Below are 25,516 nucleotides of genomic sequence, written 5' to 3'. Positions count from 1 at the left end.
TCAACCGTGCGCGGGCTGATGTCGAGGTCGCGGGCGATCAGCTTGTTCGCCTTGCCGGCGGCCACGCACTCCAGCACTTCACGTTCGCGCCGGCTGAGCTGATTGATGCGGGTACGGGCCTCGATTTGCCGGCGGCGCAGTTCCACCAGGGGACCGGCAGCCGCAGCGACACGCTGCAGGCGGCGAGCTAGGGTGTTCATCTCCAGCGGCAGCGCCAGGCAGTCGATGGCCCCATCTGTGATCGCATCGACCACGTCGTTGATGGTGAACCCGTCAGCCGTGACCACTACCGGCAGCGACACACCAGCCTCGCTCAGGCGACGGATCAGTCCGGCCGTGCCGCCGATTACCGTATCATGCGCTGCCAGGATGATGCCTTCACCAGGAGCGCGTTGGAGCAGCTCGTCCAACTCGCTGTATACCTCTGCGTGGTGCCCGAGGGCAAACGCGAGCTGGGCCTGTTCGGCGCGAGAGCGACTGGTGCCGCCGACGATGTGAAGGTGAGTGCGTTCCATGCCCAATGGTATGGAGCAGATCGCAGGAGCACGCATCCCGAACTCCCACCAAGATGAAGCGATCACTACGTGCAAAGCCGCGAATGGCACACCCTATGCGAGAACTAGCACCACTTTGAAGCTTTTGGCTTCGGCGCGCTTGTTGAGGCCGAAAAGGCGATGGCACCCGGCCTGTCGACGGACTGTCCTATGCCCCAGCGATAGCATACCAACTACGCGGCTGTTGCAGGCACTGGCACCCGCCACACCGACGCAGCTAACCGCCACGAGAAAAATGGCAGACGTCAGCTCTAGGCCGCGTGAAGCAGTACGAAATCTGAGCGGCCATGTCGCATGGCAATTTCCGCAGCATAGCTGTGCACAATGGCGGCATCATCAGGATTGCTGAGCCCGCCGGCAACCCATCTAAAGCGCTCGATTGCGGCTACCGGATTTCTGAAACTTGCCATTTGTTGCCTAGGCCCCCCGCTCAGATCATCCGAGTAAACTCCCAGCAGGCGACTGCGGTTCCGCGATATTTTATACGTGAAGCTACGTATGGCTAACGCCCGTTCAGCTCGGGCGGGACGGGCGGCGGTATGTCCGTCGAACCATCCCCTTTCAGACACCGGCAAACACCAGCAAAGTCGACTCTGTAATGTGGGCGATAAAGGCAAGCACACCCTCGCTAGTCATTCCTCTGCACGTCGCCTAAGCCCTCGCGCGCACGCGGACGTGGCGGAATGTTAGACGCCGAGGACTTAGAATCCTCTGAGCTTTGCTCGTGTGGGTTCGAGTCCCGCCGTCCGCACCAGCTTCTACTAACGGAAAGTGTAGCAGGTCGAAGGCCGCAAACTTGCGATTGGCACCGGAATAGCCGTCTGCGGCAGATCACATCCGGTACGGGAAAATCTGTTCGCCACGTCGGGCCCGCAGATTTGGCGCCCGTCCTGACGGTCACGGCTGACCAAGCGTGTTCAAAACACAACCAAGATCCGAGCCCCGGACATCCGCCAGACCGACCTGCTCACCCAGCTCGGCGGGCTCGCGCGAACAGCTCGACGAGTGCGCCTTCTGAGATCGCACCTATCGCCAGCTTGGATCCGGCAAGATAGCCGGGCGTCCCCGCGAGGCCAATCGCCAAGGCGTCTTGCCCGTTTGCATAGAGGCGGGCGGCAATGATCTGCTCATGGGTCATCATGTAAGCCATCGCCCGCTTCCAATCGCCGCCCGCATCGGTGACGACTTTCTGCAACATACCGTCATCATTGATCCTGCGACCGCTCATCAGCTGCCGGTGCACGGCCGGATAGATACCTTGTTCGTCACTGGCGAGCGCAAGTCGAGCAGCCCGCTCCGACACCGGACCGAAGATTGGCCAATCCTTGTAGATGATGCGCACGTCGCCATCAGAGCGCACTGCGCCCTCCATTGCCGGAAAGGCACGTCTACATGCTGGGCAGAGATAGTCCGTGAAGACGGCGAGCCGGACTGACGCGTTGGCCGGCCCGGACGTCGGTAGTCCAGCTCCTCCGAGTATACGTTCCACAGCACTGGACTGTCCCAGGTCGCGCGCATTTGGATCGGTGCGCAGCACCACTCGGCCGAGGGCCCAACCACCGACGATTACGGCACCGAGCTGCACCGCGTGACGGCGGTTGAATGGTGCCGCCATCAGCGACCCGCCAGCGATGCTGAGGCAATCTGCACGCGCTGCCTTTATGTCACGCGGCCAGCGGTTGCCAGCTTTGCTAGGCGGCAGGTGCGGTATTCAAGCTGCGCCGACGCGCCTGAGTGCGGACTGCTTTCGAAGCTAAGCAAGTAGTGGGCGGACCGGCTGCTTTTGAGGCTAAACGGGTGGAGAACGGACCGGCCGCTTTGAGGCGCGAGGCAGTCAAGCCGGCCATTCATTCAGGTAGTCAATCGCAGGCGCTGTGCGCGTACCTTGCGGGCGTCAGGGCTGCTCTCTGGCTTCGACTTCAGGCAGCAGTAAAAGGACAGCGTGCGCTGCTAGGGCGTTAGCTGCCAGCGCAGGGAGACGCCGAGGCTGCGGGGCTGGCTCACCCCCCACACGGTGGCCGGCGTCAGATCGCCGCCATTCTCGACTCCGCGGATGTAGCGGCGATCGAACAGGTTCTCGACATAGACGAGCGCCTGCCAGCCTTGGTCGGAGCTGTAGCCAAGCCGCAGGTTCACCTCCGTGTAGCGGGGGCGACGCGTTATTCCGCGCCAGTCGAACGACTCCCGACGACGGCCCTCGTGGCTCCATTCCGCGGACAGGAAGGCTTCCGCCTCAGCGAAGGGATAGCGGGCGGTGGCGACCCCGCTCGTCGCCCATATTGGGTGGAGCAGGCCGCCGCAGTCGCTTTCCGCGCATTCCCGGTCGCCGCTTTTGGCGGTGTGGGTGTAAGTGATGTTGCCAGACAGATCGAAGTAGCGGCTCGGCCGCAAGGTCGCGATCGCTTCGGCGCCGTAGCCGCGGACCCGGCCGACATTGATGATCTGCTGGGTGCGGGTTTCCGTGTCGAAGAACACCGTTTGCAGGTTGCGGTATGCGTAATGGAAAGCGGTGACATCGAGATCGAGCGCGCGATCGAACAGGCTGGCCTTCAGGCCAATTTCCTTGCTCCAAATCGTTTCTGGGGCGAAACTGTTTGGGCGCGTTCCATCCGGCACTTCGCCATAATCGTCCACAGGCGCCGGCGCCGCCACGGTGAACGAGCCGAATCCGCCGGCCTTGTGGCCGCGGGTCACGCTGGCGTAGAGATTGATGTTCCTGGCTGCCTCGAACCGCAGGTAGAAGCGCGGCGTCAGCCCGTCCCACGCCTTCTCCGCCTCGATGAACCCGTCGGTGTAGTAGGAGAAGGTCCACACATTGCCGAGGCTGCTGTCGCTCGGCAGGACATCGAGCGCGAAGCGCTTGCGATCCCAGGTGTAGCGTAGGCCGGCGCCAAGCTGCAGGCGGGACAGCAGCCAATAATTGAGATCGCCATAGGCGGACAGGCCGCTACTGGTGGAACGGGCATCGTTCACGTCGACGAGCACGCCGTCGGGGGCAGGGCTGTATGTCCTTCCATACAGATCCTGCGTCATCTCCTCGCAATCGGTGTAGGCATAGCCTGCGCGGCACACGATCTCTTCATCCGCCTCGTTCGTGAAGCGCGCCCGCACCGTCTCGCGATAGGCGGACACGCCCGCCGACCAGGTCAGCCGGTCGCTGCCGGGCGACACCAGGCGCACATCCTGGCTGGCATAGGTGCCGTGCTGGCGCTGCGTATAATTGCCGAGCAGCAGCGGCGTGCCGTCATAGTCTTCGGAATAGTAGAAGCGGTGATGGCGATAGGCGCTGATCGCGGTCAGCGTGGCAAAGGACAGGTCCAGGTCGGCCTGCAGGTTGGTGCCGCCGATCGTGCCGTCGTCGCGCGGGTCGACCAGATCGCTGTCGACGACGCGCCGCGTTCCGCCAATGACAAGATCGTTGCCCATTGCATCGTTGATCGCGTCGAGAACCTCGCGATCGTCGTTCGATGCGCGGTAAGGTGTACCATCAAGCTGGCGCCGCTCATATTCGCCGGTCAGGGTGATCTGGAGCGGCCCGTCCTCGAACCTCAGCGAAGGCCGCAGTGCAAGTTTGCTGCCACCCATCAGGGCGTCGTCGAGATCCTGCGTGAAGACATTGTCGACCCAGCCATCGTAGGTCGTGGCGTAGAACGCCACGCGCGCGGCGATCTTGTCCGCCAGCGGGACGTTGACTGCCCCCTGTGCTTCCAGGCGGTCGATGTCGCCACCCGTCAGGTAGACGTAGGCGTCATGTCCGCCGATCCGGGGCTTGTTGGTCAGAATGCTGATCGCGCCCGAGATGGCGTTGCGGCCGAACAGGAAGCCCTGCGGGCCGCGCAGCGCCTCCGCCCGTTCGATGTCGAACAGGGTCGTGACGGCGCTGCCGGTGCGTCCCTGGTAGACGCCATCCTTGAAGATGCCGATGGAAGAATCGCCGCCAATCCCGTAATCGTTGGAGGCGATCCCCCGAACTGCCAGCCCGTCGATGTAGGAATCGTCGGAGTTGCCCGAAAAGCCGGGCGTGAAGGTCACGATATCCTTGATATCATCCAGATTGCGGCGCTCGATCTCCGCGCCTTGTAGAACAGAGATGGCGAGCGGTGTCGAGATCAGCGTCTCGGTCCGGCGCTGGGCGGAGACGACGATTTCCTCGCCAGCTGGCGTGGCTGCGTCTTCCGCTGCACGCACGGAACATGGCAGCCCCAATGCCGAGATCAGGGTCAGAAAGGCAGTGTGGCGGTGGAGGAGGAGCGAGCGCATGAACGCTCAAGTGAGACCTGGCCGTAACGATCTCATTAAAGGGTGCCGCACGATTACCACGAAAGACGGAGGTGGTGCGGCAACGCGTTCTTAATCCCGCTCACGCAAGCGTGCATCCATGCAAATCCGCGCGAACGGCAACCCGGTAAGCGAACGATCGCGATTTCTGCTGCAATTCGTGGTGCCCGCCTTCGCAGCCGTTCTCATGGTGGCGGCGGTGCTCGCGGGACTGATCGTTGTCGCCGCCGGTAAGGCCGATCAGGTGGCTACCGAGAACCAGCAGAACCTGCTCGCAACGGTGCTGCAGCAACGGATCGATGCAACGGCGCACGACCAGGAAGGCGTGACCGTGTGGGACGATGCGTTGCTGCAGGTCAGGGCACCGGTGCCGGACCTTGCATGGATTGACAGCAATCTCGGCACCTGGATGGCCAGCTACCATCGTCTTGATGAAATCTTCGTACTCAGCGCCAGCGGAGAGCCGATCTACGGCATGCAGGCCGGCCATGTAGTCGGCCCGGCTGAGTTTGACTCGGAGTTGCGGAGCATAGCCATGCCCCTCCTCGCTAAAGTGCACGCTGCGATGGCCCGACCGGGCACCGCCGCGCCCAAGAACACCCGTATGCTCACCCCTGGCGCAATCGACTTGGGCGTGGTCGGATCGCGGCCGGCCATTGTCAGTGCCAAACCCATCGTCAGCGACAGCGGCGAGGTCGTGCAGCGGGCGGGCACAGAGCCGATCCACCTTGCGATTCGGTACCTCGACGGGGCCTTCCTACAGGAACTGGCAATGTCATATGCCCTGCAGGATGCCCATTTCAGGATCGATCGGCCCGCGGATGTAAGCGGTATTGTTCCACTTCGCGATGATGGCGGGCAGACCTTCGGTTATCTCAGCTGGGAGCCGTTCCGGCCGGGCACGCTGCTGATCAAGCGGGTGCTGCCGCTTTCAATCCTTTCGCTAGTTCTGGTTTGCGGTGTGCTGGCGGTCCTGCTGCGCCACATCCGCCGCAGCATCCTGGCGCGGGAGGCAAGCGAGACCCAGGCGCAGCACTTGGCGTTCCATGATACACTGACCGGCTTGCCTAATCGCATGATGTTCGACGACCGGCTGGCACACGAGCTGGCAGCCGCCGACGCGCAAGGCCGTTCGGTCGCGCTGCTGTACCTCGATCTCGACGGGTTCAAGGGCGTGAACGACACGCTTGGCCATCCGGCCGGGGACGAGTTGATCCAAGCGGTGGGCGCGCGTCTGCAAGCGGTGATCCGCAGCACCGACCTGGTCGCCCGGATCGGCGGGGACGAGTTCGCGATCATCCAGACGGGGGTACGCTCTCCCGCCGAGGTGGAGGTGCTGTGCCTCCGGCTGATCGAGGTCATCGACGAACCGTTTGCCGTCTCAGGCACCCAGGCTCGTGTGGGTGTGAGCATCGGCATCGCCATCGGTCCCGCCGATGCGGGGAACCGGGCGGAGCTTGCCCGCAAGGCGGACATCGCGCTGTACGAATCAAAGGCCGCCGGGAAGGGCCGATTCCTGTTCTTCGCCCCCGCCATGGATGCCAGCATCCAGGGCCGCAAGCAGATCGAGAACGATCTGCGCCTCGCGGTCGATGCCGGCGACCAGCTGGAGGTGTACTACCAGCCGCTGTTCTCGCCAGAGAGCGGTGCGATTACGGGTGCAGAGGCACTGCTGCGCTGGCACCATCCGGAAAAGGGCCTGATCTCGCCTGCATTGTTCGTGCCGATCGCAGAGCAGACAGGGCAGATCACCCAGATCGGTGAATGGGTGCTCGAGCAGGCTTGCCGCGATGCGGGTGACTGGCCGATCGGTTCGGTTGCCGTGAACGTGTCCGCGGTGCAGCTTCGCGACCCGCATTTTGCCAACCGTGCACTGTCGATCCTGAAGGAGGCCAGCTTCCCTCCAGAGAGGCTCGAGGTCGAGCTGACCGAGACGAGCTTGATAGAGAACGCAGCGGGTTGCGATGTCAATTTGAAGATCTTGCGGGCGGCCGGGGTGAGAGTCGCGCTCGACGATTTCGGCACAGGATATTCGTCGTTCAGCCACCTGCAGGCACTGAGCGTAGATCGTCTCAAGATCGATCGATCGTTTGTCAGTGGCATTGGATCGGGCAATGATGGCCGAGCGATCATCAGCGCGATCATGGACCTGGCGCGCGCCAGTGGGCTGAAGGTCACGGCGGAGGGCGTGGAAACTGCGGAACAGCAGCGCTTCCTGTCGGGCATCGGCTGCAATTCTCTTCAGGGCTATTTGCTGGCCCGACCCATGCCGGCGCACGAGATGCGCCTTGCTCTCGCACAGCCTGCCTCAACCTGAGCGGCCGCGGCGCTTGGCAACCTTTTCCGCGCCCCAGCCAGCGATCGGTGGAGGGGGTGTAAGCTCGCTTTCGCCCATAACTTGCTGTGTATCAGCGCTATCTGAGCGCCGGGAAGCGGCCGCAAGCTGCGGGAAGACGTTTGCCCTGTTGAGCGTCGTCCAGCTACCCCACTTTGGGCCCGGAACGCGGACAGCCTAAGGCTGAGCGCCAGCGGGGAGCGGAGTCATGAATGGTGGAAGGCTAGAGCAGCCGAGCTCACCTGCGGCGGGCTGTTATGGGTAACAGGATCAGGTTTGCCGTTACCAACCATATTGGCATATGAGCGGTGGGATGTTCACCGATGACAGTCCGGACAGGCGCAACAGCGACGAACGGGAGCTCATCCAGTCTATTCGGCGCTCGCCGATCGCCTCGGTCGTCACAAATCCAAGGGCAGACGACAACCCGATCATCGCGGCTAACCGGCAGTTCGAGCAGCTTACAGGCTATGCGGAAAGCGAGCTCATCGGCCGCAACTGCCGTATGCTTGCCGGCCCGGAAACCGAGCGGGCGCACTCCGCGGCGCTTGCCCACGCAGTCGCCGCAGCTTCGACAATCGTGCTTGAGCTTGTCAACTACCGAAAGGACGGCAGCAGGTTTCTGAACGCTGTGATGATCGCCCCTGTCTTCGACGATCGCGGGATGCCGGCCTACTTCGTTGGCAGTCAAATGGAGGTCGCTGTCGGCCAGAGCGACCACCTTCGCGCTTCGGCCGCGGCGCGAATAGGACAGCTAACAAGGCAACAGCAGTCCGTTCTGCGCCTGGTGGCCCGGGGCATGCGTAATCGGCAGATCGGCGAGCAGCTGGGCGTCACTGAGAAGACCATCAAGATGCATCGAAGCGCGCTGGTCAGACGCCTGGGCGTGTCCACTATGGCTGAAGCTATGCGGCTGGGGATCGAAGCTGGATTCTAGTTCAAGGTGCTGCCCATTTGAACAGGACGGGATTCCTGTTGCGCGGTGAGGGCAGCCCAGTATGGACTTTGGTCCATGTTCGCGAGCGCGCGGGGCTAGCATAGGATCAAGTCTTGACGACAGTCGGCATCAACAAGCAGCCTCCAGCCGAGACGTTTCAGCTGCTTGTGGATGCGGTGACGGATTACGCGATCTACATGCTGGACCTCGAGGGGCGTGTCACCACTTGGAACTCCGGCGCCCGCCGCTTCAAGGGGTATGAGGCCGATGAGATCATCGGCCAGCATTTCTCCAAATTCTTCCTGCCGGACGACCAACAGGCCGGCTTGCCCGCTCGTGTCTTGAAGACCGCCGCGGAGCAGAAGCGGTTCGAAATGGAAGGCTGGCGAATCCGTAAGGATGGGGCGAAGTTCCTTGCACATGTGATCGTGGATGCCGTTCACAATGAGGACGGATCGCTGATCGGGTTCGCCAAAATCACTCGGGACATAACCGAGAAGCGGCGTCTCGAGCAGGCCACCTATGACAGTGCGCTTCAACTTAAAATGCTGGTTGAGGGGGTGCGCGACTACGCGATTTACATGCTCGACCCGCATGGCAGGATGACGAGCTGGAACTCCGGCGCACAAGCGATCAAGGGCTACGAGGAACAAGAGGTGCTTGGGCAGCACTTCTCCCTCTTCTACATCGAGGAAGATCGCGCCCGCGACGTGCCAAGAAAAGCGCTGGAAACATCCCTGCGGGATGGCAAGTTTGAAGCAGAGGCTCGGCGGGTTCGGAAGGATGGCACCCTGTTCTGGGCCCAGGTTCTGATCGACCCCATCTACAATGAAGTGGGCGAGCATGTGGGCTTTGCCAAGATCACGCGAGATATCAGCGAGAAAAAGCAGGCAGAGCAGGAGCTACGCCATACCCAGGAGGCATTGCTTCAATCTCAAAAGCTCCAGGCGCTGGGCGAGCTCGCCGGCGGCATCGCTCATGACTTCAACAACCTGTTGACCGTCATGCGCGGTTCGGCGGATCTTTTGCTGAAGCAGCCGGACCTGCCGCTCGAAAAGCGGAACCGCTATTTGAGCGCCATGCTGGAGACGGCTGAGCGGGCGACCAGTTTGACCTCGCAGCTGCTTGCCTTTGCTCGTCGCCAGCCGCTTGAGCCTGAAGTCATCGATCTCAGTGTCCGGCTGGATGCCATGGGAGAGATGCTTCAGCGCACGCTCGGAAGTCTTTACAATCTCCAGCTTAATCTTGCGCCAGCTCTCTGGCCAGTTGAGATCGATCCGACCGGCCTCGAAGCCGCATTGCTGAACGCCGTTCTCAATGCCCGCGATGCCATGGCTCAAGGCGGCCAGATCGAAATCTCGACGGCGAATGCACCTCGGGACGAGGGAGATGGGGTCATGTTGTCGATCCGAGACACCGGCGAAGGCATTCCGCGTGAGACGCTCAAGCGCGTGTTCGAGCCGTTCTTCACCACCAAGCCGACCGGAAAGGGCACTGGACTCGGCCTTTCGCAGATACACGGCTATGCGGTGCAATCAGGCGGATCGGCCCGTATCGAGTCTGAGGTGGGCAAAGGCACGCTGGTAGAGCTTTGGCTCCCCCGAACCGAGAAGCAGCGCCAAATCGAGCAAGCTCCTGCCGATGACGCCGTGCTCCCGAATGGCCTTAGAGTTCTGCTTGTGGAAGATAGCGAACATGTTCGCTACTTCGCCCGCCAGCTGCTTGAGGATCTCGGTTGCAAGGTGGTCGAGGCGTCCGATGGCTACGAAGCGCTACGCTTGATCGGAGAATACGAGGTCGACTTCGTATTCTCCGATATTGTCATGCCCGGCATGAGCGGGCTTGAACTGGCGACACAGATAAAGCAGTCGCACAGCGAGCTCCCCATCCTCCTCGCCAGCGGCTACAGCAGCAAGCAGTTCATCCCGATCAACGAGCGCAAATTCCCGATACTCCGCAAGCCGTACAAGCTTGAGACTTTAGCCGCTTGCATCAACCAATTGGTTGATGCGTCCCCATTCACGCGACCAGATGCGGAGCTGACTTGAGGCAATCAGCTTGGCGCGTTCTCTAAAAGGATCCCCGGTGTTCTCGGCGCGGCACGGTATCTATCGCCAATTTGTCCGCGAGTAGCCGACGGGCAGCAGCGTTCCCCAGCTCAGCTGGTCCGCGTGTTCGCCGATCAACCCGAAGCCGACGATTTAGCAAGATGAATGGATGTCCGCTATCGAGGACCGGAGTAAACCCGCTGAGTGTCCATAATGGGGTCAGCCTCAGCCAGAAGCCGCGAGGCAGCTCACGCCCCATTCCCGCCAATCAGTCTATCGAGCTGCAAACTCATACGATGGTGATACTTCTTTATGTTTTAGATCAGCATCTTGCGAGACAAACGCTTTAGGCCACCTGTCTGGCAGGTGAGGTCGCAGTAGTTTCCAGTAGATCTACAAGGTCGCTCATGGCCATAGGGCGTCCGAACAGCCAACCTTGCAACTGCGAGCATCCGGCAAGGCGGGCCATCGCCGCTTGTTCTTCCGTTTCGACGCCCTCTGCCGTGATTTCGAGCCCAAGCGACGCGGCAAGGGCGCTGATCGCGCAGACGAGATCCAAGCCTCGTCCCCCAGACTCGAGCGGTTTGATGAACTGCTTGTCAATCTTCAAGCGATCAAGGGGTAGCTGGCGCAGATAGCCGATGCTGGCAAAACCCGTACCAAAGTCGTCGAGTGCGACAGTTACACCTGTCCCTCGCAGTTGTTCTAGTATCTCAGCTGCAGCCTGTGGCTGGCGCAACAGGTAGCTCTCAGTAATTTCGACCTCGAGGCGTTCAGAAGGGAAATGTGCTTCTTCGAGGATCATGCTGATATCGCGGACAAGATTCTGATCCCAGAATTGTGCCGGCGACAGATTAATTGAAAGCTGGATCGGTAATGCTGCCGAAGCTCGGCATGCTTCACGCAAAACGTGCCGGCCAAGCGCGTCAATCATCCCGACCTGTTCCGCTAACGGTATGAAGACGTCGGGGGAAACGGTGCCGTGAACCGGATGGGTCCATCGTGAAAGCGCTTCAACCGCTACAATTTTGTTTGATCCTGCATCAACGATCGGCTGATAAACAACTTCTATCCCACCGGTGGCTATTGCCTCTCCGAGGTCTTTCTCCATGGTTACGCGTAGATGATGAACGTGGTCCATAGAGGCCTCGAAGACGCGCCAGCATCCCTTGCCCTGTGACTTGGCTGCATACATAGCGGCATCGGCGCGCCTCATCAGCTCGCTTGGTGACAGGGACGAACCGCCCAGTCCTGCGCATCCGATGCTCACGCCCAGCCGGATCTGGTAAGTCCCTACAAGAAACGAAGCGGCGAAGGCGCCAAGCACTGCGCCGGTGGCATGATGGATATCTTCAACACTGGGGGCGTTCAGTACCGCAACGAATTCGTCTCCCCCCACACGAGCGACAAAAACGCAGGGCAATGCGGCGCTAAGCCGTTCCTCAACCTGTCGAAGAACAGCATCGCCGGCAGCATGCCCGTACAAATCGTTCACATCCTTGAAGCCGTCGAGATCGTGCCAGAGCAAGGTCAGATCTGCGCTGTCGGCTGCAAGGCTTTCGATATGTTGCATAAGAGCTCGCCGGTTCGGCAAGCCGGTGAGCGCATCATGCAAGGCCAGATGACGTGCATGAGTCTCGCTCGATTGCAGCGCCTTGATTGTCCCTGCGCCAAGTCGGACGATAAGGGCGCCCACAGCCAACGTCAGAACCCCTACAATCAGGAAGAGGGGGAGTATCCCCCGGCTAAGCTCAGCCCCGGGCGTACTGGGCTTCCACGTGAGCCACGCCTGCGTCTTGCCGCCAACGCCGCCGAGAGCCACCTGCGAACCGGCTCTGACTGGTTCCAATACCAAGCTTAGTTGCTGTACCTGCTGATTGTCAGCCAACGACCGCAGGAAATCACTATCGATGGGCCGAGCGATCGCGAGCAGATGCGTCGAGCGTTCCGGCAATCTGACCTTCTCTGTCACCGGGACAATCTGCGCGACCGTGTAGATGTACACCTTTGACCCGAGCCGAACGTACCCGCCAACGATGGGATTGCCAGTTACGGGCATGGCTCTCACGTTTGCTACCTCGCGGCGGAACTCCCTTGCCGCAACGAGGGTTGCGGCTTCTTTGATTGCGCCTCCCGGGACTCGCGCGAAGACTACGTTGTCGCTACCGTCGAGCACCAGAACATGCGAGTAGCCTTGAGTGCCTGCTAAGTAAGCCACCACGTTATCAGCAATCCACTCGGTGTCCAACTTCTGCGAGATGTGGCGGACCGCGTCATCCCACTTGGCATAGTCCTGAAGATCATGGATCGCCATTTCGACCGTGTTCTGGACTGCCTGCTCGACCGAATGCTGCTCTCGTGCGAGCTGCAACTTGTCCTGAGCTCGTGTTGTCACCGCGACAATGAGAACAAGCGATCCCAAGCACGTGCCGATCAGTAGCATTACCGGCCACAGATACTGGGTTGGCAACCACTGGCGGAGGGATGTGAACGAGGTCGTCCGATGCATGCTCCGTTACTAAGCCAATGGACTTAACAATTTCAGAAATGCGGCAACCGTAGGCGGGACATTCGTCTCCACCGCGCGTCAGGGGAGGTGATCCGCCGGTAAGTCGCGACGTTACCCACGGGTAAGCGGCGAGCTGGTGGATCCTGGCCAACCGCCGAAGGTTGTAGTCGTCAAAGTGAGGCCTGCGGTCCCAACCGCAGGGTCGCCGTCGCAGGACGCAGGTTTGGTGGCAGCGTCAAGAAGTCGTCGTTTCATGAACTCAGACGACCGGCAAGGAACGTCCTCTTCTCTCTGGTGCACCGCTGAGACTGGACTGGCAGCAAACCACCCACACTCCACCAAAAGGCGAGCTTCGAACGTTACTATCAAGCGGACGCGGACGTTCGCGGGTAAGCAATGCAATAATTTGAGCCAATAATGATTTTTCAAGCCGTTAAGGCTTACCTGAGTTCCTCAACCTCATCTGAAAGCCTCATCATGCCCTATGGAGCGCAACTTACGATCATAGATCTACGAGCCGCGATTCGGCACCGAGTAGATTTCGACGTGGTTGGTCAGTTTGTGAAGGACGACACTAAGCGTACCTATCGCGTACGAGACCTCTCTTCCAATGGCGCTCTGATTGGCCCCGTCACTAACCTGAAATCAGGAGAAAGGCTCGTTCTGCTTTTCCCAGGCATTGGCGCCATCGAGGCGCATTGCATTTGGACGGACAATCAACTTGCAGGCTTTCAGTTCGAGCGGCCGTTGCAGATGGATGAACTCATGATCGTGAGCGACGCACTGCAACTGAAGCTGCCGCTTGGTCGTACAAAAAGCCGATCGTCGCTGAGAGCATTTTATCTTTAAAGGGTGAGAACCTTCGTCGGCCCCGTCTTTACTCAGCCTCTGAAAGCGGGCTGTCCGTTCCCCACCCACACCAAGCCGTTCAACCGATCGCGCGCACCGAGAGCGGTCGTCTAATGACATGAATGAACGACGGCTTTCGGAACGCGACAAAGCTGCGCTGAATGGCCGATTTGGGGTCTTGCGAGCGGGTGGCGGACAGTAGGTCAACGCCCAGGTTCAGAAGAACGCACCCCCACCATCGTCATCGAGCAGGTCTGCGAAGATAGCCGGACTATCGAGTGCGGGCGAGCACAGATAGTCGATCGTGCCATCGACTGCGACCAGCGCGGCTGTCTCGAGATCGCCGATGATGCCATGGTCGCCGGTCGTCCGGAACGGCTCAACCATTGTCGCGGAACTCGGGATAGAGCGACATGCCGCCATCGACGAACAGGGTCGTCCCGGTCACATAGTCGGCATCGTCCGATGCCAGCCACACCGCCGCCCGGGCGACATCCTCCGGTTCGCCGATGCGGCCATAGGGGATAAGCCTGAGCAGCTTGGTCAGCGCCTCCTCGCTGTCCCGAGCCTCCTTGTTGATCGGGGTGCGAATGGCGCCTGGCGCAATCGCATTGACCCGGATCCCATCCGGCGCGACCTCCTGCGCCAGCGAGCGGGTAAGCATGCGGACGCCGCCCTTGGCCGCCGCGTAGTTGATGTGCCCCGCCCATGGGATGATCTCGTGCACCGAACTCATCGCGATGATGGCGCCTGCACTGCGTGCCGGCCGCCCCGCCGCCGGTTGCGCGCGGAAGCGGCGCACCGCCTCGCGGGCGCACAGAAATTGGCCGGTCAGGTTGACGTCGATGACCGTGTTCCAGTCGGCCAGCGACATGTCGGCTACGGCCGCGTCCTTCTGCACGCCCGAGTTGGACACGAGGAGATCGACGCGCCCGAACGCTGCGCTGGCCTCCTCAAACAGGCGAGTGACATCTGCCTCCTGCGACACGTCGGCCTGCACGGCGATCGCCCGGCCGCCCCGGTCGGTGATCCGCCGGACGAGCTCCTCCGCCGGCACGGGCTGCGAGCGATAGTTCACCGCGACAGCGTCGCCGGCATTCGCGAGCGCTTCGGCCACGGCAAGGCCGATGCCGGAACTCGCACCGGTGACGATCGCGGCGTGGTTCTGGAGAGGTGGGCGGGTCGACGGCACGGCAGGGCCTCCAATTGAAGTCAGGATCCAGGATCTCGACGTTTCGGCTTCGGTCAGGTCGGACCTGCCTGACGCGATATAGGAACGGCGTCGGCGCAGAGATCATCGGATCCGCCAGCTTACCTGCCTGGAGCTACAGCATGGTCGGTCGCCGCTGCAACCTACCGCGTCGGGATGCTGGTCACGGGCCTGGTGGACGGCTGGACGGCGGGCCGCGCCTGCATCCGGTCATACCATGCGGTGACGTGGCCCCGATCAGGGTTCATCAACCACGGCACCACCGCGTGCATGGAGAAGATGAAGGAGAACAGGAGGATATCCGGCAGCAGCGGCCGGTCACCGAGGATATGGGCCGTGTCGCCGGCCGCGAGATGGGCGTCCAGCATGTCGAGGTGCTGTTCGGCAATGTGCCGGTTGTCCGCCCGCCCGCCTACTTCGGGGATGCGATGGCCCTGGTAGAAGGCGATCGCATCATCGCTGCCGCGCCACCAGGAGATGAAGCGCTGGGCAATGTCCTTGTCGACCCGGCGGGTCCACATGCGCGTCAGCGCCCGCTCGGCCGGCGTCGTGCCGATCAGCGTTTCGCCCGCGGTCGCGATCTCGTCGAGGTATTCGCACACGGCCACGATATCGCTGATGACGGTGCCATCATCCAGGACCAGCGCGGGCAGGGTGCCGAACGGATTGATCGCCACGAAGGCCGGATCGCGGTTGGCAAGATGGATGAGGTCGACAGCCACCACATCAAGGGTCAGGCCGCCTCGCTCGGCGATAAACAGGCGAACGGCCAGCGGATTGGGCGCGGGCGGGCCATCGTACAGCTTCATTGTCATGGGGTCATCCTTGCGTGGGGGCGGGCCAGGACCGCCCGCCGCCGGAGACACTAGGCGGAGATGACGCGCCGCCAGTAACATGGGACAGCCGAATGGTTGCCTGATCCTCTCTGTTCCAGGCTTGCGGATTGTTCGACCGGACGCTTGTGGCGTAAGCACCTCATGCGGATCCCGCGGCCCGTTCGAGAGATTGCCGAACATGATGATCGACAGTTTGCGGCAGTCCCTGGCCAGCGGGTTCGACCGCTGGGCGCCGGATGGCGGCGCCACGGCCAGTCGCGTGCCCGGACTGTCCTACCACCGGTATACGTCCCCCACGGTGCCGTATGTCGGCATCATGGATGCCAGCCTGTCGCTGGTCGTGGCCGGCGGAAAGCGGGTCGTGCTGGGCGGTCATGTCTATGATTATGGCAGCAGGCACTTCCTGCTGACCTCGGTCGACCTGCCGGTGACTGCCTGGGTCACGCAGGCCACGCCGGCCGAGCCGTATCTCGGCATCCTGCTCCGGATCGACCTTGCCGCTGTCCGCGCCTTGCTGGCAGAGGTCGACCATGGGCAGCTCGGCACGGCGATGCCGCTCGGCATCGCCAGCGCGGAAGTGACGCCCGATCTGCTCGATGCACTGTTCCGCCTCTGCCGCCTCGACGAACGGCCGGGCGAGGCCGGTCTCTTCGTCGAGCCCCTGCAGCGCGAGGTGCTGTATCGGCTGATCACCAGCCCGATCGGCGCGCGCCTCTGCGCACTCGCTTCGAACGAGAACGGCCCTGGCGGGGTCATCCGGGCGCTGGACTGGCTCAGGCTGAACTTCCGCGAGCGGCAGTCGACCGACGCGCTTGCCGGGATCGCCCGCATGGGTGTCTCCACGCTGCACCGGCACTTCAAGGCGCTCACCACGATGAGCCCGATCCAGTACCGCAAGCAGCTGCAGCTCAACGAAGCGCGCCGCCTGATGATCGTGGACGGGCTGGATGCCGCATCCGCGGCGTATGATGTCGGGTACGAGAGCCCGTCGCAATTCAGTCGAGAATATCATCGGGCATTCGGCCAGCCCCCGAGGTCCAGCGTCGAAGGTTTCAGGCGTTCGTTCGCGGAGAGCACCATGGCTGCGCAGCGATAGAGGGGCGCAGGATCGACTGATGTCGTCTATGGCGATGGTGACGACCTGCTGGCGGCGCGCGATCTGACCGACACGGCGTGCTGCTTCGGCGAGCGACCGAACATCCGCCTGAATGCCGCACGGAATGCGCGTTCGGAATCATATCCGAGCTGGACAGCCAGGTGCGCGATCGGCACGTTGCCGGTTTCCAGATCGATCCGGGCGCGCAGCATCCGCCAGCGCCGCAGATATTCGAGCGGGGCCCGCCCGACCGCCTGCTTGAAGCGGGCGGCGAAGCCCGATCGTGACAGCCCGCTCTCCGCTGCGAGCGCAGCGACAGTCCAGGCGTGCCCGGGGTCACGGTGCATCAGCCGCAGTGCCATGCCGATATGCCGATCGCCCAGGGCGCCCAGCCAGCCGAGATCGGCCCCGGCCGTATTTGCGGCATAGGCGCGCAGCGCCTGGATGATCAGGACATCCGCCAGTCGCCGCACCGCGATGTCGGCGCCCAGTCCGCCACCCAGCTCCGCGTCGATCAGGGCAACCGTGTCCCGCAGCTTCGCGGCATTCGGGTCCGTACCGTCGATGCGAAGGAAGCCGGGGAGCACATCGAGCAGCAGCCTGGCATCTTCGCCGCCGGCGGTGAAGCCGCCACCCAGCAGCACGGTGGCAGCGCCGCCCAGATGCGCCGTGTCGGCATCGGCATAGAGCAAGGTGCCGTCGGTCGGTGGCAGGCCCGGCTGGCTGGCGACGACGTAGCTGGGCGCATCGAGCAGCAGGAACACGTCGCCGGCGCTGACCTGGCGGGGTTCGGCGCCCGCCAGGATTACCCAGCATGTGCCACGCAGCACCGCCACGAACTTCAGGAGCGGGTTCGCTGGAAACTGCACGCTCCATGCCCCGGCGGCTTCCAGCCGGGTGCAGCGCACATTGTCCACGTGCACAAGGGCGAACAGGTCGGAGAGCGGATCGGTCATTCTTTGGACGCAGGAGCCGGAATGATGGAGTCTGGTGTGTAGCCGTCTTCGTCAGCCGATCCAATCTCCACGGGAAGGAGATTGACATGAACATTGATGGCAAGGTTATCGCCGTGACTGGCGCAAGCAGCGGGATTGGCGAGGCTACCGCGGAGCTTCTCGCCCGCCATGGCGCAAAGCTGGTGCTGGGTGCCCGCGGCGGTGATCGCCTCGACCGGGTGGCCGCCAGGCTGTCGGCAGCCGGTCATGATGTCGCCCACATGCCGCTGGACGTTCGCAGCCGTGCCGAGGTGCAGGCCTTTGTCGATCTTGCGGTGGAGCGGTTCGACCGGCTGGACGTGCTGGTCGCCAGTGCGGGCATCGGTCCGATCGCGCCACTCGACAGCCTGACCGTCGATGATTGGGACGACATGATCGACGTCAACCTGCGCGGTGTCCTGCATGGGATCGCGGCGGCATTGCCGGTGTTCGGGCGGCAGGGCACCGGCCATTTCGTCACCGTGATCTCCACTTCCGGCCTCCAGATCACGCCCAACCAGGCCATCTATGCCGGCACCAAGAACGCGGTGCGGACGATCATGGAAGGGCTCCGGCAGGAGTCGCAGGGCCGGTTCCGGGTGACCGGCATCTCGCCGGGCTTCGTTCGTACGAACTTCACCGACTCGATGCACGATCCCGAGATCGCGGCCGCGATCAGGCAGCGGATGGACGAGATCGCCATCCCCCCGGACGCCGTCGCCGCTTCTATTGCATACGCCATCGGGCAGCCGGACACCGTTGATGTCGGTGACATCGTGGTGCGACCGACGGCACAGGACTGACACGGGCGCGGTAGCCCGACCAAGGCGCAAGGGCGTTGGTCGGGTCGTCAGCCGAAATGCTTTTCCGCACGCCGCGCTTCGATCAGCCGATCGACTGCCACCGGGCCAGCGCCGCGCGCGCAGATCAGCAGCCCCACCAGCCCCAGCAGGATCGGGTACTCGATACCGCGATCGATCCAGGGATAGACCGGCCCGAGCGCAAGGCAGATCCCCACCATCTGCAGGGCAAATGCCAGCGCCAGCAGACGGGTGGCCAGGCCGACCGCGAGCAAGGTTCCGCCCACGCCTTCGAGCAGCGCGATCAGGACGCCAAGCTGGGGCGCGAACGGAAGCCCAAGCACCGAGCCGATCAGGTGCACCGCGCCCGCCATCGGATCAGCCATCGATCCGTGAGGCAGCCCGAACAGCTTGGGCATGCCGTGGGTGGCCAGCGTCACGCCATAGCCGAAGCGCAGCAGCACATAGGCCGGCACCTCGGCACGGGCTGCAATACGGTCAGCGACATCGAACATGCTTCACCCCTTCACCTGAGACTATCCGGACGGCCTGCGTTGCGACCTCCAGCCACGGCCCGGCGTTCGTGGAGGCCGCTGACGCCGTGCGAGAAGCTGCCGCCGGTACTGTCATGGGGAAGGCGCCGACGGCCGGTTCCTGCCTCGGCTCTTCAACCTCATCGGTGACGAGCCATAGAAGCCACTTCCGCGTCGCGACTGCCGGATCCGCCGAACTACGTGCCCAAAGCTGCAAGATCAGCGCGTTCGAGGCCGCAGCGCTGGTCACCGGTGAGGTACTGGCCGTCATCTTTCCCATCACCCGGATTGACAAACCGCTAGCTGCCTAGCATATTCGCTAGATGGCTAGCATATTGATGGAAGACCGGCATGGCGCGGTCGGAGCTTGGGCGAAGCGGTGCTACTTCGCCGGTCGTTCGGCGATGGAAGCCATGCTGCGGCCGTTCGATCTCGGCTCGACGCAATGGTACATCCTCTACCAGCTCGTTCACCATGGCCCCACGATGCAGCGCGATCTGGGCCGGCTCCTCCAGGTCGAGCGATCGACCCTGACCGTCATCGTCGGGGCGCTCGTCCGCAAGGGCTGGGTGGAGCAGGCCACGGATGATGCAGACCAGCGCCGCAAGCTGCTGCGCGTGACGACCGCCGGCAGCGATCTGTGGGCAAGGCTGCCCGACCTGTCGGCCATCATCAACGAGGCCGCATTCGCCGGCATCAGCCAGGCGGATCTCGACGCCGCCGTGCGCGTGCTGCGGCTCGCAACCGAGCGGCTGGATGCCTTCATCGACAAGGGACACATCGCATGACCATCCTTCTTACCGGAGCTACCGGGCTCGTCGGCACCCGCCTGCTGCCTAGATTGCTGGCAGCCGGGCACACCTGCCGGGCCATCGTCCGCGGCGGCAAATCCGCACCGGAAGGGGCAGAAGCCGTGGCGGCTGACCTGTTCGACTCCGCCTCGCTCGCAGCGGCGCTGGACGGGGTGTCGGCGGCCATCCACCTCGCGGCCGTGTTCCGCACTCCGGACGAGGCGCTGATCTGGAAGAGCAACCTGGATGGTGCGCGCAGTCTGATCGCGGCGGTCGAGGCTCATGCGCCGACGGCCCGCATCATCCTCGCCAGCACCAGCCACGTCTATGGCAGGGATCAGGCGCGACCCGGTCGCGAAGATGATCCTGTCGCGCCGACCCAAGCCTACCCGGCGAGCAAGGTCGCGGCCGAGCAGGCGCTGCGGGACAGCCGCCTGACATGGGCGGTGCTGCGCTTCCCCTTCGTCTATGGCGACGGGGACGGCCACCTTGCAGCGTTGCCTGGCCATGCCGCGCAGCTGGATTTCCATCCGGCGATGCGGATGAGCACGATCCATCACCGGGACATCGCCACCGCCATGGCGCTGGCCCTCGCCGGCAGGTTCGACGGTCGAGCGGTCAACATTGCGGACGATCTGCCGGCATCGATGCTCGAACTGGTCGCACTGGGTGGCGGCCGCTTGGAACCTTCGGGCGATCCGCTGCCGGCACCGTGGGCGATGCAGGTCGATACGGCGCTTGCGCGCAGCCTGGGGTTCCAGCCTACCGTCCGGACTGTTTTCCAGGCAGCCGAGGGTCAGATCCTCTGACGGAGACACGCGGGTCCAGTGATTGCCGGAACGGTGCCCTTCACCCGGCACCTTCACGTCGATCGGGCAAGGATCAACGCGGTTCGGGCATCCATGCTGTGTGGAATTGCAGTATAGCAGCACAATGATTGCTGCGGCCAATGGCGAGACCACGAACAATGACCGATCCTGACGCGGGCGGACCCGCATCGCTGATTGAACTGGATCGCCGCGAGGTGCTGGTTGCCGGCGCTGGCGCGGCGGTGGCGCTGACGCTGGAGACCGGGACCGCGCAGGCGCAGGCTTCGGCTGGAGCGGAGGCGGCCCCGCCTGGGACCGCCATGACCATCCGGCCCAGGATCAACGGGCGGGCGATGTCGGTCGAGATCGACACGCGCACCTCCCTGCTGGACCTGCTGCGCGAACGGCTGCAGCTGACCGGTGCCAAGAAGGGCTGCGACCATGGCCAGTGCGGTGCCTGCACCGTGCACCTGGACGGGCAGCGCGTCGCATCGTGCCTGACCTTGGCGGCCAAGATGGATGGGCGGGCCGTCACCACGATCGAAGGGCTGGCCGAAGGCGACGGGCTGCACCCCATGCAGCAGGCCTTCATCGATCACGATGCCTTGCAATGCGGCTATTGCACGCCCGGCCAGATCATGGCTGCCGTCGCCTGCGTGCGGGAGGGGCATGCCACCGACCGGGCCAGCATACGGGAATATATGAGCGGCAATATCTGCCGCTGCGGCGCCTATGTCGGCATCGTCGCCGCGATCGAGGCGGTCGCGCAAGGGCGGCAGGCCTGATGCGCGCCTTCAGCTACGCCCGCCCCGAAACACCTGCGGCCGCGATCGAGGCGTTCGTCGCCGCCGGCAGCGGTGCCCGCTACATCGCCGGTGGCACGACATTGTACGACCTGATGAAGCTGCGCGTGGAACAGCCGACCCATCTGATCGACGTGACGGCGATCCGCGGACTGGACGAAATTGCCACCGATGGCGACATGCTGCGCTTCGGTGCCCTGGCGCCGATGAGCGCGGTGGCAGCCGACCGGACGTTGCAGCGTGACTATCCGGTGCTGGTCGAAGCCCTGTCGAAGGCCGCGTCGCAGCAGCTGCGCAACATGGCGACCGTCGGCGGCAACCTGCTGCAGCGTACCCGCTGCCTGTATTTCCGCAACGGCGCGGGCAGCGCATCCACCGCCAATGTCTATCCCTGCAACAAGCGGGAGCCGGGCGCCGGATGTGCCGCGCAGGACGGTATCGACCGCGGGCAGGCGGTGCTGGGGCAGAGCGCGGCCTGCAACGCGGTCAGCCCGGGCGACTGGCCGGTCGCGCTGGTGGCGATGGATGCGCAGCTGGAACTGCTCGGGCCCGAGGGCGCGCGCACGATCCCGGTGGCGGAGTTGTACCGCCCGCCGGGCGATACGCCGCATCTGGAGTTCACCTTGCAACCGGCCGAGATCGTGACCGGCATTGCCGTGCCGGCCACGCGCGCGGGCCGCCATTCCACCTATCACAAGATCCGCGACCGGGAGAGCTACGCCTTCGCGCTCGCTTCCGCGGCGGTGGCGCTGGAGCTGGACGGTGACATTGTACGGCGCGCGCATGTCGCACTGGGCGGCGTGGCCACGCAGCCCTGGCGGGCCGCGGCGGCGGAGCAGGCGCTGCTGGGCCAGCGGGTCACCCCGGACATCGCCAACGCCGCCGGACGCGCCGCCCTGCAGGGTGCGCGTGCCGGTCATCACAACGGCTTCAAGATCGAACTCGGGGCGCGCACGGTGGCCGATGCCATCCTGATCGCCGCAGCAAGGAACCCGGCATGAGCGTCGAACCCTTTCCCGATCGCCCGCGGGTCGATGCGCACGAAAAGGTGCGCGGCGCTGCCATCTATGCGGCGGACGTGGCGTTGCCCGGCCTGCTGCACGCAATGCTGGTACCCGCCACCATCGCCAAGGGCCGGGTGACGGCCGTGCCGGTCGAGGCCGCGCTGCAAGTGCCGGGCGTGGTGCGCGTGCTGACCGCCACGGACTTCCCGCCCCCGGTGCAACCCGCGGGCGCGGGCGGTCCGCCGCCGCCGCCGCCGATGATCACGCCCGAGATCGCCTATCGCGGCCAACCGTTCGCCATCGTCCTGGCCGAAACGCTGGAGGCCGCGATCGAGGGGGCCGAGGCGATCCGGCCGGACTATGCCCCCGATCTGGCCTTCACCCCGCTGATCGACAGTCCCGGCCACCGGCGTGAGCCGGTGGAGCCGATCACCGCCGGCGATGCCGCGGATGCCATGACCCGCGCCGTGACCCGTCACAGCGCCGAATATGTCTCCCCGGCGCAGCATCACAATCCGATCGAGATGCTGTCGACGACGGCGTTCTGGGCCGATGGTGTGCTGACCGTGCACGAAGGCACGCAGAGCACCAGCGGCACCAAGGGCGCGGTCGGCCGCAACCTGCGGCTGGAACCCGACCAGCTCGTGGTCAAGAGCCCGCAGATCGGCGGCGGGTTCGGCCAGAAGGGCACGCCGCAGCGGCAGAGCGCCATCGTGGCCCATGCCGCGATGCTGACCGGCCGCCCGGTCAAGCTGGTCCTGCCGCGCGGGCAGATCTTCCACAATGCCTCCTTCCGCCCGCGCAGCCGGCACCGGATCGAGATCGGCGCGGACGCGACGGGCAAGATGATCGCGGTGCGCTATGACGCGGATCACCAGCAGTCGCGCAGCGGCCAGTTCCCGCCGGCCGAGTATCTGGAAGCGGCGCCGCAGATGTACGGGTTTACCGATTATCACGGCACGGCCGCCAATGTCCGGATCGACACCCAGTCACCCGGCTACATGCGCGCGCCGCATCCGCACCCGTCCTGCTTCGCCTTCGAAAGTGCGGTGGACGAGCTTGCGCTGATGCTGGAGCAGGATCCGGTGGCCTTCCGCCTGCGGCACGAGGCGACGATCGATCCGATCCACAACCGCCCGCATTCGTCGAACCACCTGCACAGCTGCCTGCGCGAAGGTGCCCGCCGGTTCGGCTGGGATCGGCGCACGGCCGCGCCCGGCTCGATGACCCTGCCGGACGGCACGCTGGTCGGCTGGGGCGTCGCCAGCGGGGCCTATCCGGTGCACATCCACCCCAACATCGCCACCCTGACGGTGCGGGCGGACGGCACCACCCGCTTCGCCGCCGCCGCGCACGAGATGGGGCAGGGCATCCGCTCCACCATCGAGCAGGTGCTGGTGCGGGAGCTGGACATCGACCCGACCCGGCTGGAACTGGCCATCGGCGACACCTCCGCCGCGGCGCAGCACACGACGGCCGGGTCCTGGGGGACGGGGAGCGTAGTACCCGCGGCACTGGAAGCGGCAAGCCGGATGAAGGCGGCGCTGGCCGAACTCCTCGGCGATCGCCAGGTCGGCGGCAATCTGCACCGGCAACTGGCCCGCGTGAAGCGCCCGTCGCTTTCGGTCGAGGTCACCCGCATTCCCTATGGGCAGGGGCAGAAAGAGCTGGCGACCTTCCAGCAAGGCGGCATGGCCTTGGCCGGGCCGTTCTTCCCCGCCTTCACCACGTTCAGCTTCATTGCCCACTTCGTGGAAGTCCATGTGGAACCGCGCACCCGCCGGGTGCGGGTGCCGCGCGTCGTCAGCGTGGCCGATTGCGGCCGGGTCGTGAGCCCGCGCACCGCCGCCAGCCAGGTGCGCGGCGGCGTCACCTGGGCGATCAGCGCCGCCTTGCGCGAAGTGACGGAGGTCGATCCGCGCTATGGCGGGTGGCTGAACAACGATCTGGCGGACTACGTCGTCGCGGTGAATGCGGATATCGGCGAGATCGACGTCAGCTTCATCGACGAGCCCGACCCGGTGGTGAACGCGCTGGGCGTGAAGGGCTTGGGCGAGGTTGCGATGGTCGGCTGCGCGGCGGCGGTCGCCAATGGCATTCACCACGCGACCGGCCGGCGCTTGCGGGAGATGCCGTTCCGGATCGAGACGCTGCTCTAGGCCGGCTGCGGCGCGCCGCGCGCGACCCGATCGCGTTTCGGCGGCGCGCCGTACATCCGGACGAAGTCGCGCGAGAAGTGCGATGCGCTCTGGTATCCCACGGTCAGGGCGGCAAGACCTGCCGGCATCCCTTCCGACATCATCAGCCGGCGCGCCTCGGCCAGGCGCAGCTGCTTCTGGAACTGGAGTGGCGACAGGCTGGTCACCTGCTTGAAGTGGTGCCTGAACGCCGACGGGCTGAGGTTGGCCGCGCTGGCGAGGCGATCGATGCGAACCGGTTCGCGGAAGTTCTCCCGCAGCAGCGTGATCGCCTGGGTCAGGCGCTGGAGATTGCCGGATGGAATGGCCAGCCGGCGCAAGGCCGTACCGTGCTGGCTGCGCAACAGCCAGTAATGCAGCTCGCGCATGATCGCGGGGTGCAGCGGCGCGACGGCTTCCGGATGGTCGATCAGCCGCATCAGCCGCGCCGCGCAGCCGATGATGGTCGCGTCGAGGCTTTCGGAGAAGATCGGGACGGGCGCTTCCGAGGCGACGGGCAGTTCGCCGATTTCCAGCGCCAGTGTGTGCAGCAGCGCCAGATCCAGCTCGATCGACAGTGCGACGTAGGGCCTTGCCGGCGTCGCCTCCACGACCTGGCCGGTCACGGGCAGGTGCGCTGCGACGATGATCGCCTGTGTGGCATGCAGCATGCGGTCCTCGTGACCGATCTGCATCGCCTTGGCACCTTGCAGGACCAGGCAGATGAGCGGCCGGTAGATCGAGCGCATCGGCCCCTGCTGGTGGCAGGCCCGCATCATCCGCAGGCCGGGAACGCAGGTCAGGACCACGCCATCCGCATCCGCGCCGTGCGCGGCATGGTGCAGGACCGCCGCCTGCAACTGCTCACTGGTGGACGGAAGATCGCTCATCGGCACCGTTGCACTGTGCTCCCTTGCTGCGCCGGCGGGAATGCCGGGCACGCGGATCGGACAATCACCGGCATGTAGCCCGG

At 64.2% G+C, this 25,516-nt stretch carries 22 protein-coding genes and 1 tRNA gene; 13 read left to right on the top strand and 10 right to left on the bottom strand.

Going from position 1 to position 25,516, the window contains the following annotated elements:
• On the bottom strand, positions 1 to 410 hold a 410-nt coding region (locus D5S08_RS03220), incomplete at its 3' end, for a response regulator transcription factor (RefSeq protein ID WP_121115385.1).
• An 813-nt stretch (positions 411 to 1,223) separates the two neighbouring features.
• On the opposite strand from D5S08_RS03220, the gene D5S08_RS03215 reads away from it, so the two are divergent.
• Positions 1,224 to 1,308 (top strand) — tRNA-Leu (locus D5S08_RS03215).
• A 213-nt stretch (positions 1,309 to 1,521) separates the two neighbouring features.
• Here the strand turns inward: D5S08_RS03215 and D5S08_RS03210 are convergent.
• Both D5S08_RS03210 and D5S08_RS03205 read right to left on the bottom strand, forming a co-directional pair.
• Entirely contained in the window at positions 1,522 to 2,169 is a 648-nt protein-coding gene (locus tag D5S08_RS03210; protein WP_121115383.1) for a DsbA family protein, read from the bottom strand.
• Positions 2,170 to 2,504: 335 nt separating this feature from the next.
• Positions 2,505 to 4,814, bottom strand: a complete 2,310-nt coding sequence (locus tag D5S08_RS03205) for a TonB-dependent receptor (protein WP_121115381.1) — start codon at positions 4,812 to 4,814, stop codon at positions 2,505 to 2,507.
• 118 nt (positions 4,815 to 4,932) lie between these two features.
• Here D5S08_RS03205 and D5S08_RS03200 point away from each other — a divergent pair, with 118 nt between their 5' ends.
• The 3 genes from D5S08_RS03200 (at position 4,933) to D5S08_RS03190 (ending at position 10,152) form a co-directional block, all read left to right on the top strand.
• Positions 4,933 to 7,149 (top strand): putative bifunctional diguanylate cyclase/phosphodiesterase, encoded by a 2,217-nt coding sequence (locus D5S08_RS03200; protein WP_121115379.1) that lies wholly within the window; start codon positions 4,933 to 4,935, stop codon positions 7,147 to 7,149.
• A gap of 331 nt (positions 7,150 to 7,480) precedes the next feature.
• A complete protein-coding gene (locus D5S08_RS03195) occupies positions 7,481 to 8,104 on the top strand; it encodes a PAS domain-containing protein (protein ID WP_121115377.1) in 624 nt (207 codons plus the stop codon).
• 113 nt (positions 8,105 to 8,217) lie between these two features.
• Positions 8,218 to 10,152, top strand: coding sequence for a hybrid sensor histidine kinase/response regulator (locus tag D5S08_RS03190; protein ID WP_241557189.1), 1,935 nt, complete (start codon positions 8,218 to 8,220; stop codon positions 10,150 to 10,152).
• A 346-nt stretch (positions 10,153 to 10,498) separates the two neighbouring features.
• Here D5S08_RS03190 and D5S08_RS03185 read toward each other — a convergent pair whose 3' ends face one another.
• Positions 10,499 to 12,595, bottom strand: coding sequence for a bifunctional diguanylate cyclase/phosphodiesterase (locus D5S08_RS03185; RefSeq protein ID WP_162301909.1), 2,097 nt, complete (start codon positions 12,593 to 12,595; stop codon positions 10,499 to 10,501).
• 483 nt (positions 12,596 to 13,078) lie between these two features.
• On the opposite strand from D5S08_RS03185, the gene D5S08_RS03180 reads away from it, so the two are divergent.
• Positions 13,079 to 13,510 (top strand): PilZ domain-containing protein, encoded by a 432-nt coding sequence (locus D5S08_RS03180; protein ID WP_121115373.1) that lies wholly within the window; start codon positions 13,079 to 13,081, stop codon positions 13,508 to 13,510.
• A gap of 216 nt (positions 13,511 to 13,726) precedes the next feature.
• On the opposite strand, the gene D5S08_RS16660 is transcribed toward D5S08_RS03180, so the two are convergent.
• The 3 genes from D5S08_RS16660 to D5S08_RS16345 all read right to left on the bottom strand — a co-directional run bounded on the left by D5S08_RS16660 (position 13,727) and on the right by D5S08_RS16345 (position 15,535).
• On the bottom strand, positions 13,727 to 13,897 hold the full coding sequence (locus D5S08_RS16660; protein WP_155522962.1) for a trehalase-like domain-containing protein: 171 nt from the start codon (positions 13,895 to 13,897) through the stop codon (positions 13,727 to 13,729).
• Positions 13,890 to 14,702 (bottom strand): SDR family oxidoreductase, encoded by an 813-nt coding sequence (locus D5S08_RS03175; protein WP_121115371.1) that lies wholly within the window; start codon positions 14,700 to 14,702, stop codon positions 13,890 to 13,892. Before D5S08_RS03175 ends, D5S08_RS16660 begins: the two co-directional genes overlap by 8 nt.
• A gap of 161 nt (positions 14,703 to 14,863) precedes the next feature.
• Positions 14,864 to 15,535: a glutathione S-transferase family protein gene (locus D5S08_RS16345; RefSeq protein WP_162301908.1), complete on the bottom strand. Its 672-nt coding sequence runs from the start codon at positions 15,533 to 15,535 to the stop codon at positions 14,864 to 14,866.
• A 199-nt stretch (positions 15,536 to 15,734) separates the two neighbouring features.
• Here D5S08_RS16345 and D5S08_RS03160 point away from each other — a divergent pair, with 199 nt between their 5' ends.
• On the top strand, positions 15,735 to 16,652 hold the full coding sequence (locus D5S08_RS03160; protein ID WP_162301907.1) for an AraC family transcriptional regulator: 918 nt from the start codon (positions 15,735 to 15,737) through the stop codon (positions 16,650 to 16,652).
• A gap of 26 nt (positions 16,653 to 16,678) precedes the next feature.
• Here D5S08_RS03160 and D5S08_RS03155 read toward each other — a convergent pair whose 3' ends face one another.
• On the bottom strand, positions 16,679 to 17,608 hold the full coding sequence (locus D5S08_RS03155; RefSeq protein WP_121115367.1) for an AraC family transcriptional regulator: 930 nt from the start codon (positions 17,606 to 17,608) through the stop codon (positions 16,679 to 16,681).
• Positions 17,609 to 17,694: 86 nt separating this feature from the next.
• On the opposite strand from D5S08_RS03155, the gene D5S08_RS03150 reads away from it, so the two are divergent.
• Positions 17,695 to 18,429: an SDR family oxidoreductase gene (locus D5S08_RS03150; RefSeq protein WP_121115365.1), complete on the top strand. Its 735-nt coding sequence runs from the start codon at positions 17,695 to 17,697 to the stop codon at positions 18,427 to 18,429.
• A gap of 47 nt (positions 18,430 to 18,476) precedes the next feature.
• On the opposite strand, the gene D5S08_RS03145 is transcribed toward D5S08_RS03150, so the two are convergent.
• The gene (locus D5S08_RS03145; RefSeq protein ID WP_121115363.1) at positions 18,477 to 18,941 is read right to left on the bottom strand and encodes a DoxX family protein; all 465 of its coding nucleotides are present in this window, start codon (positions 18,939 to 18,941) and stop codon (positions 18,477 to 18,479) included.
• A 68-nt stretch (positions 18,942 to 19,009) separates the two neighbouring features.
• Here D5S08_RS03145 and D5S08_RS16340 point away from each other — a divergent pair, with 68 nt between their 5' ends.
• The 6 genes from D5S08_RS16340 to D5S08_RS03120 all read left to right on the top strand — a co-directional run bounded on the left by D5S08_RS16340 (position 19,010) and on the right by D5S08_RS03120 (position 24,525).
• A complete protein-coding gene (locus D5S08_RS16340) occupies positions 19,010 to 19,270 on the top strand; it encodes a hypothetical protein (protein ID WP_126665480.1) in 261 nt (86 codons plus the stop codon).
• Between the two features lie 93 nt (positions 19,271 to 19,363).
• Positions 19,364 to 19,747: a MarR family winged helix-turn-helix transcriptional regulator gene (locus D5S08_RS03140; RefSeq protein WP_241557188.1), complete on the top strand. Its 384-nt coding sequence runs from the start codon at positions 19,364 to 19,366 to the stop codon at positions 19,745 to 19,747.
• Positions 19,744 to 20,559 carry an NAD-dependent epimerase/dehydratase family protein gene (locus tag D5S08_RS03135; protein WP_121115359.1) on the top strand — a complete coding sequence of 272 codons (816 nt, stop codon included), beginning with the start codon at positions 19,744 to 19,746 and terminating at the stop codon, positions 20,557 to 20,559. The genes D5S08_RS03140 and D5S08_RS03135 overlap by 4 nt, the downstream gene beginning before the upstream one ends.
• 158 nt (positions 20,560 to 20,717) lie before the next feature.
• Positions 20,718 to 21,344 (top strand): (2Fe-2S)-binding protein, encoded by a 627-nt coding sequence (locus D5S08_RS03130; protein WP_121115357.1) that lies wholly within the window; start codon positions 20,718 to 20,720, stop codon positions 21,342 to 21,344.
• Entirely contained in the window at positions 21,344 to 22,363 is a 1,020-nt protein-coding gene (locus D5S08_RS03125; protein WP_121115355.1) for an FAD binding domain-containing protein, read from the top strand. Before D5S08_RS03130 ends, D5S08_RS03125 begins: the two co-directional genes overlap by 1 nt.
• Complete coding sequence (locus D5S08_RS03120; protein WP_121115353.1) at positions 22,360 to 24,525, top strand: xanthine dehydrogenase family protein molybdopterin-binding subunit; 2,166 nt, start codon at positions 22,360 to 22,362, stop codon at positions 24,523 to 24,525. Before D5S08_RS03125 ends, D5S08_RS03120 begins: the two co-directional genes overlap by 4 nt.
• Here the strand turns inward: D5S08_RS03120 and D5S08_RS03115 are convergent.
• Positions 24,522 to 25,433: an AraC family transcriptional regulator gene (locus D5S08_RS03115; RefSeq protein ID WP_121115517.1), complete on the bottom strand. Its 912-nt coding sequence runs from the start codon at positions 25,431 to 25,433 to the stop codon at positions 24,522 to 24,524. The genes D5S08_RS03120 and D5S08_RS03115 overlap by 4 nt on opposite strands.
• Positions 25,434 to 25,516: the final 83 nt, after the last annotated feature.

It is taken from the genome of Croceibacterium ferulae, assembly GCF_003660445.1.
GTDB lineage: Bacteria > Pseudomonadota > Alphaproteobacteria > Sphingomonadales > Sphingomonadaceae > Croceibacterium > Croceibacterium ferulae.
The sequence above is the reverse complement of the archived record's forward strand: the minus strand, read 5'-3'. Positions and strand labels throughout refer to the sequence as shown.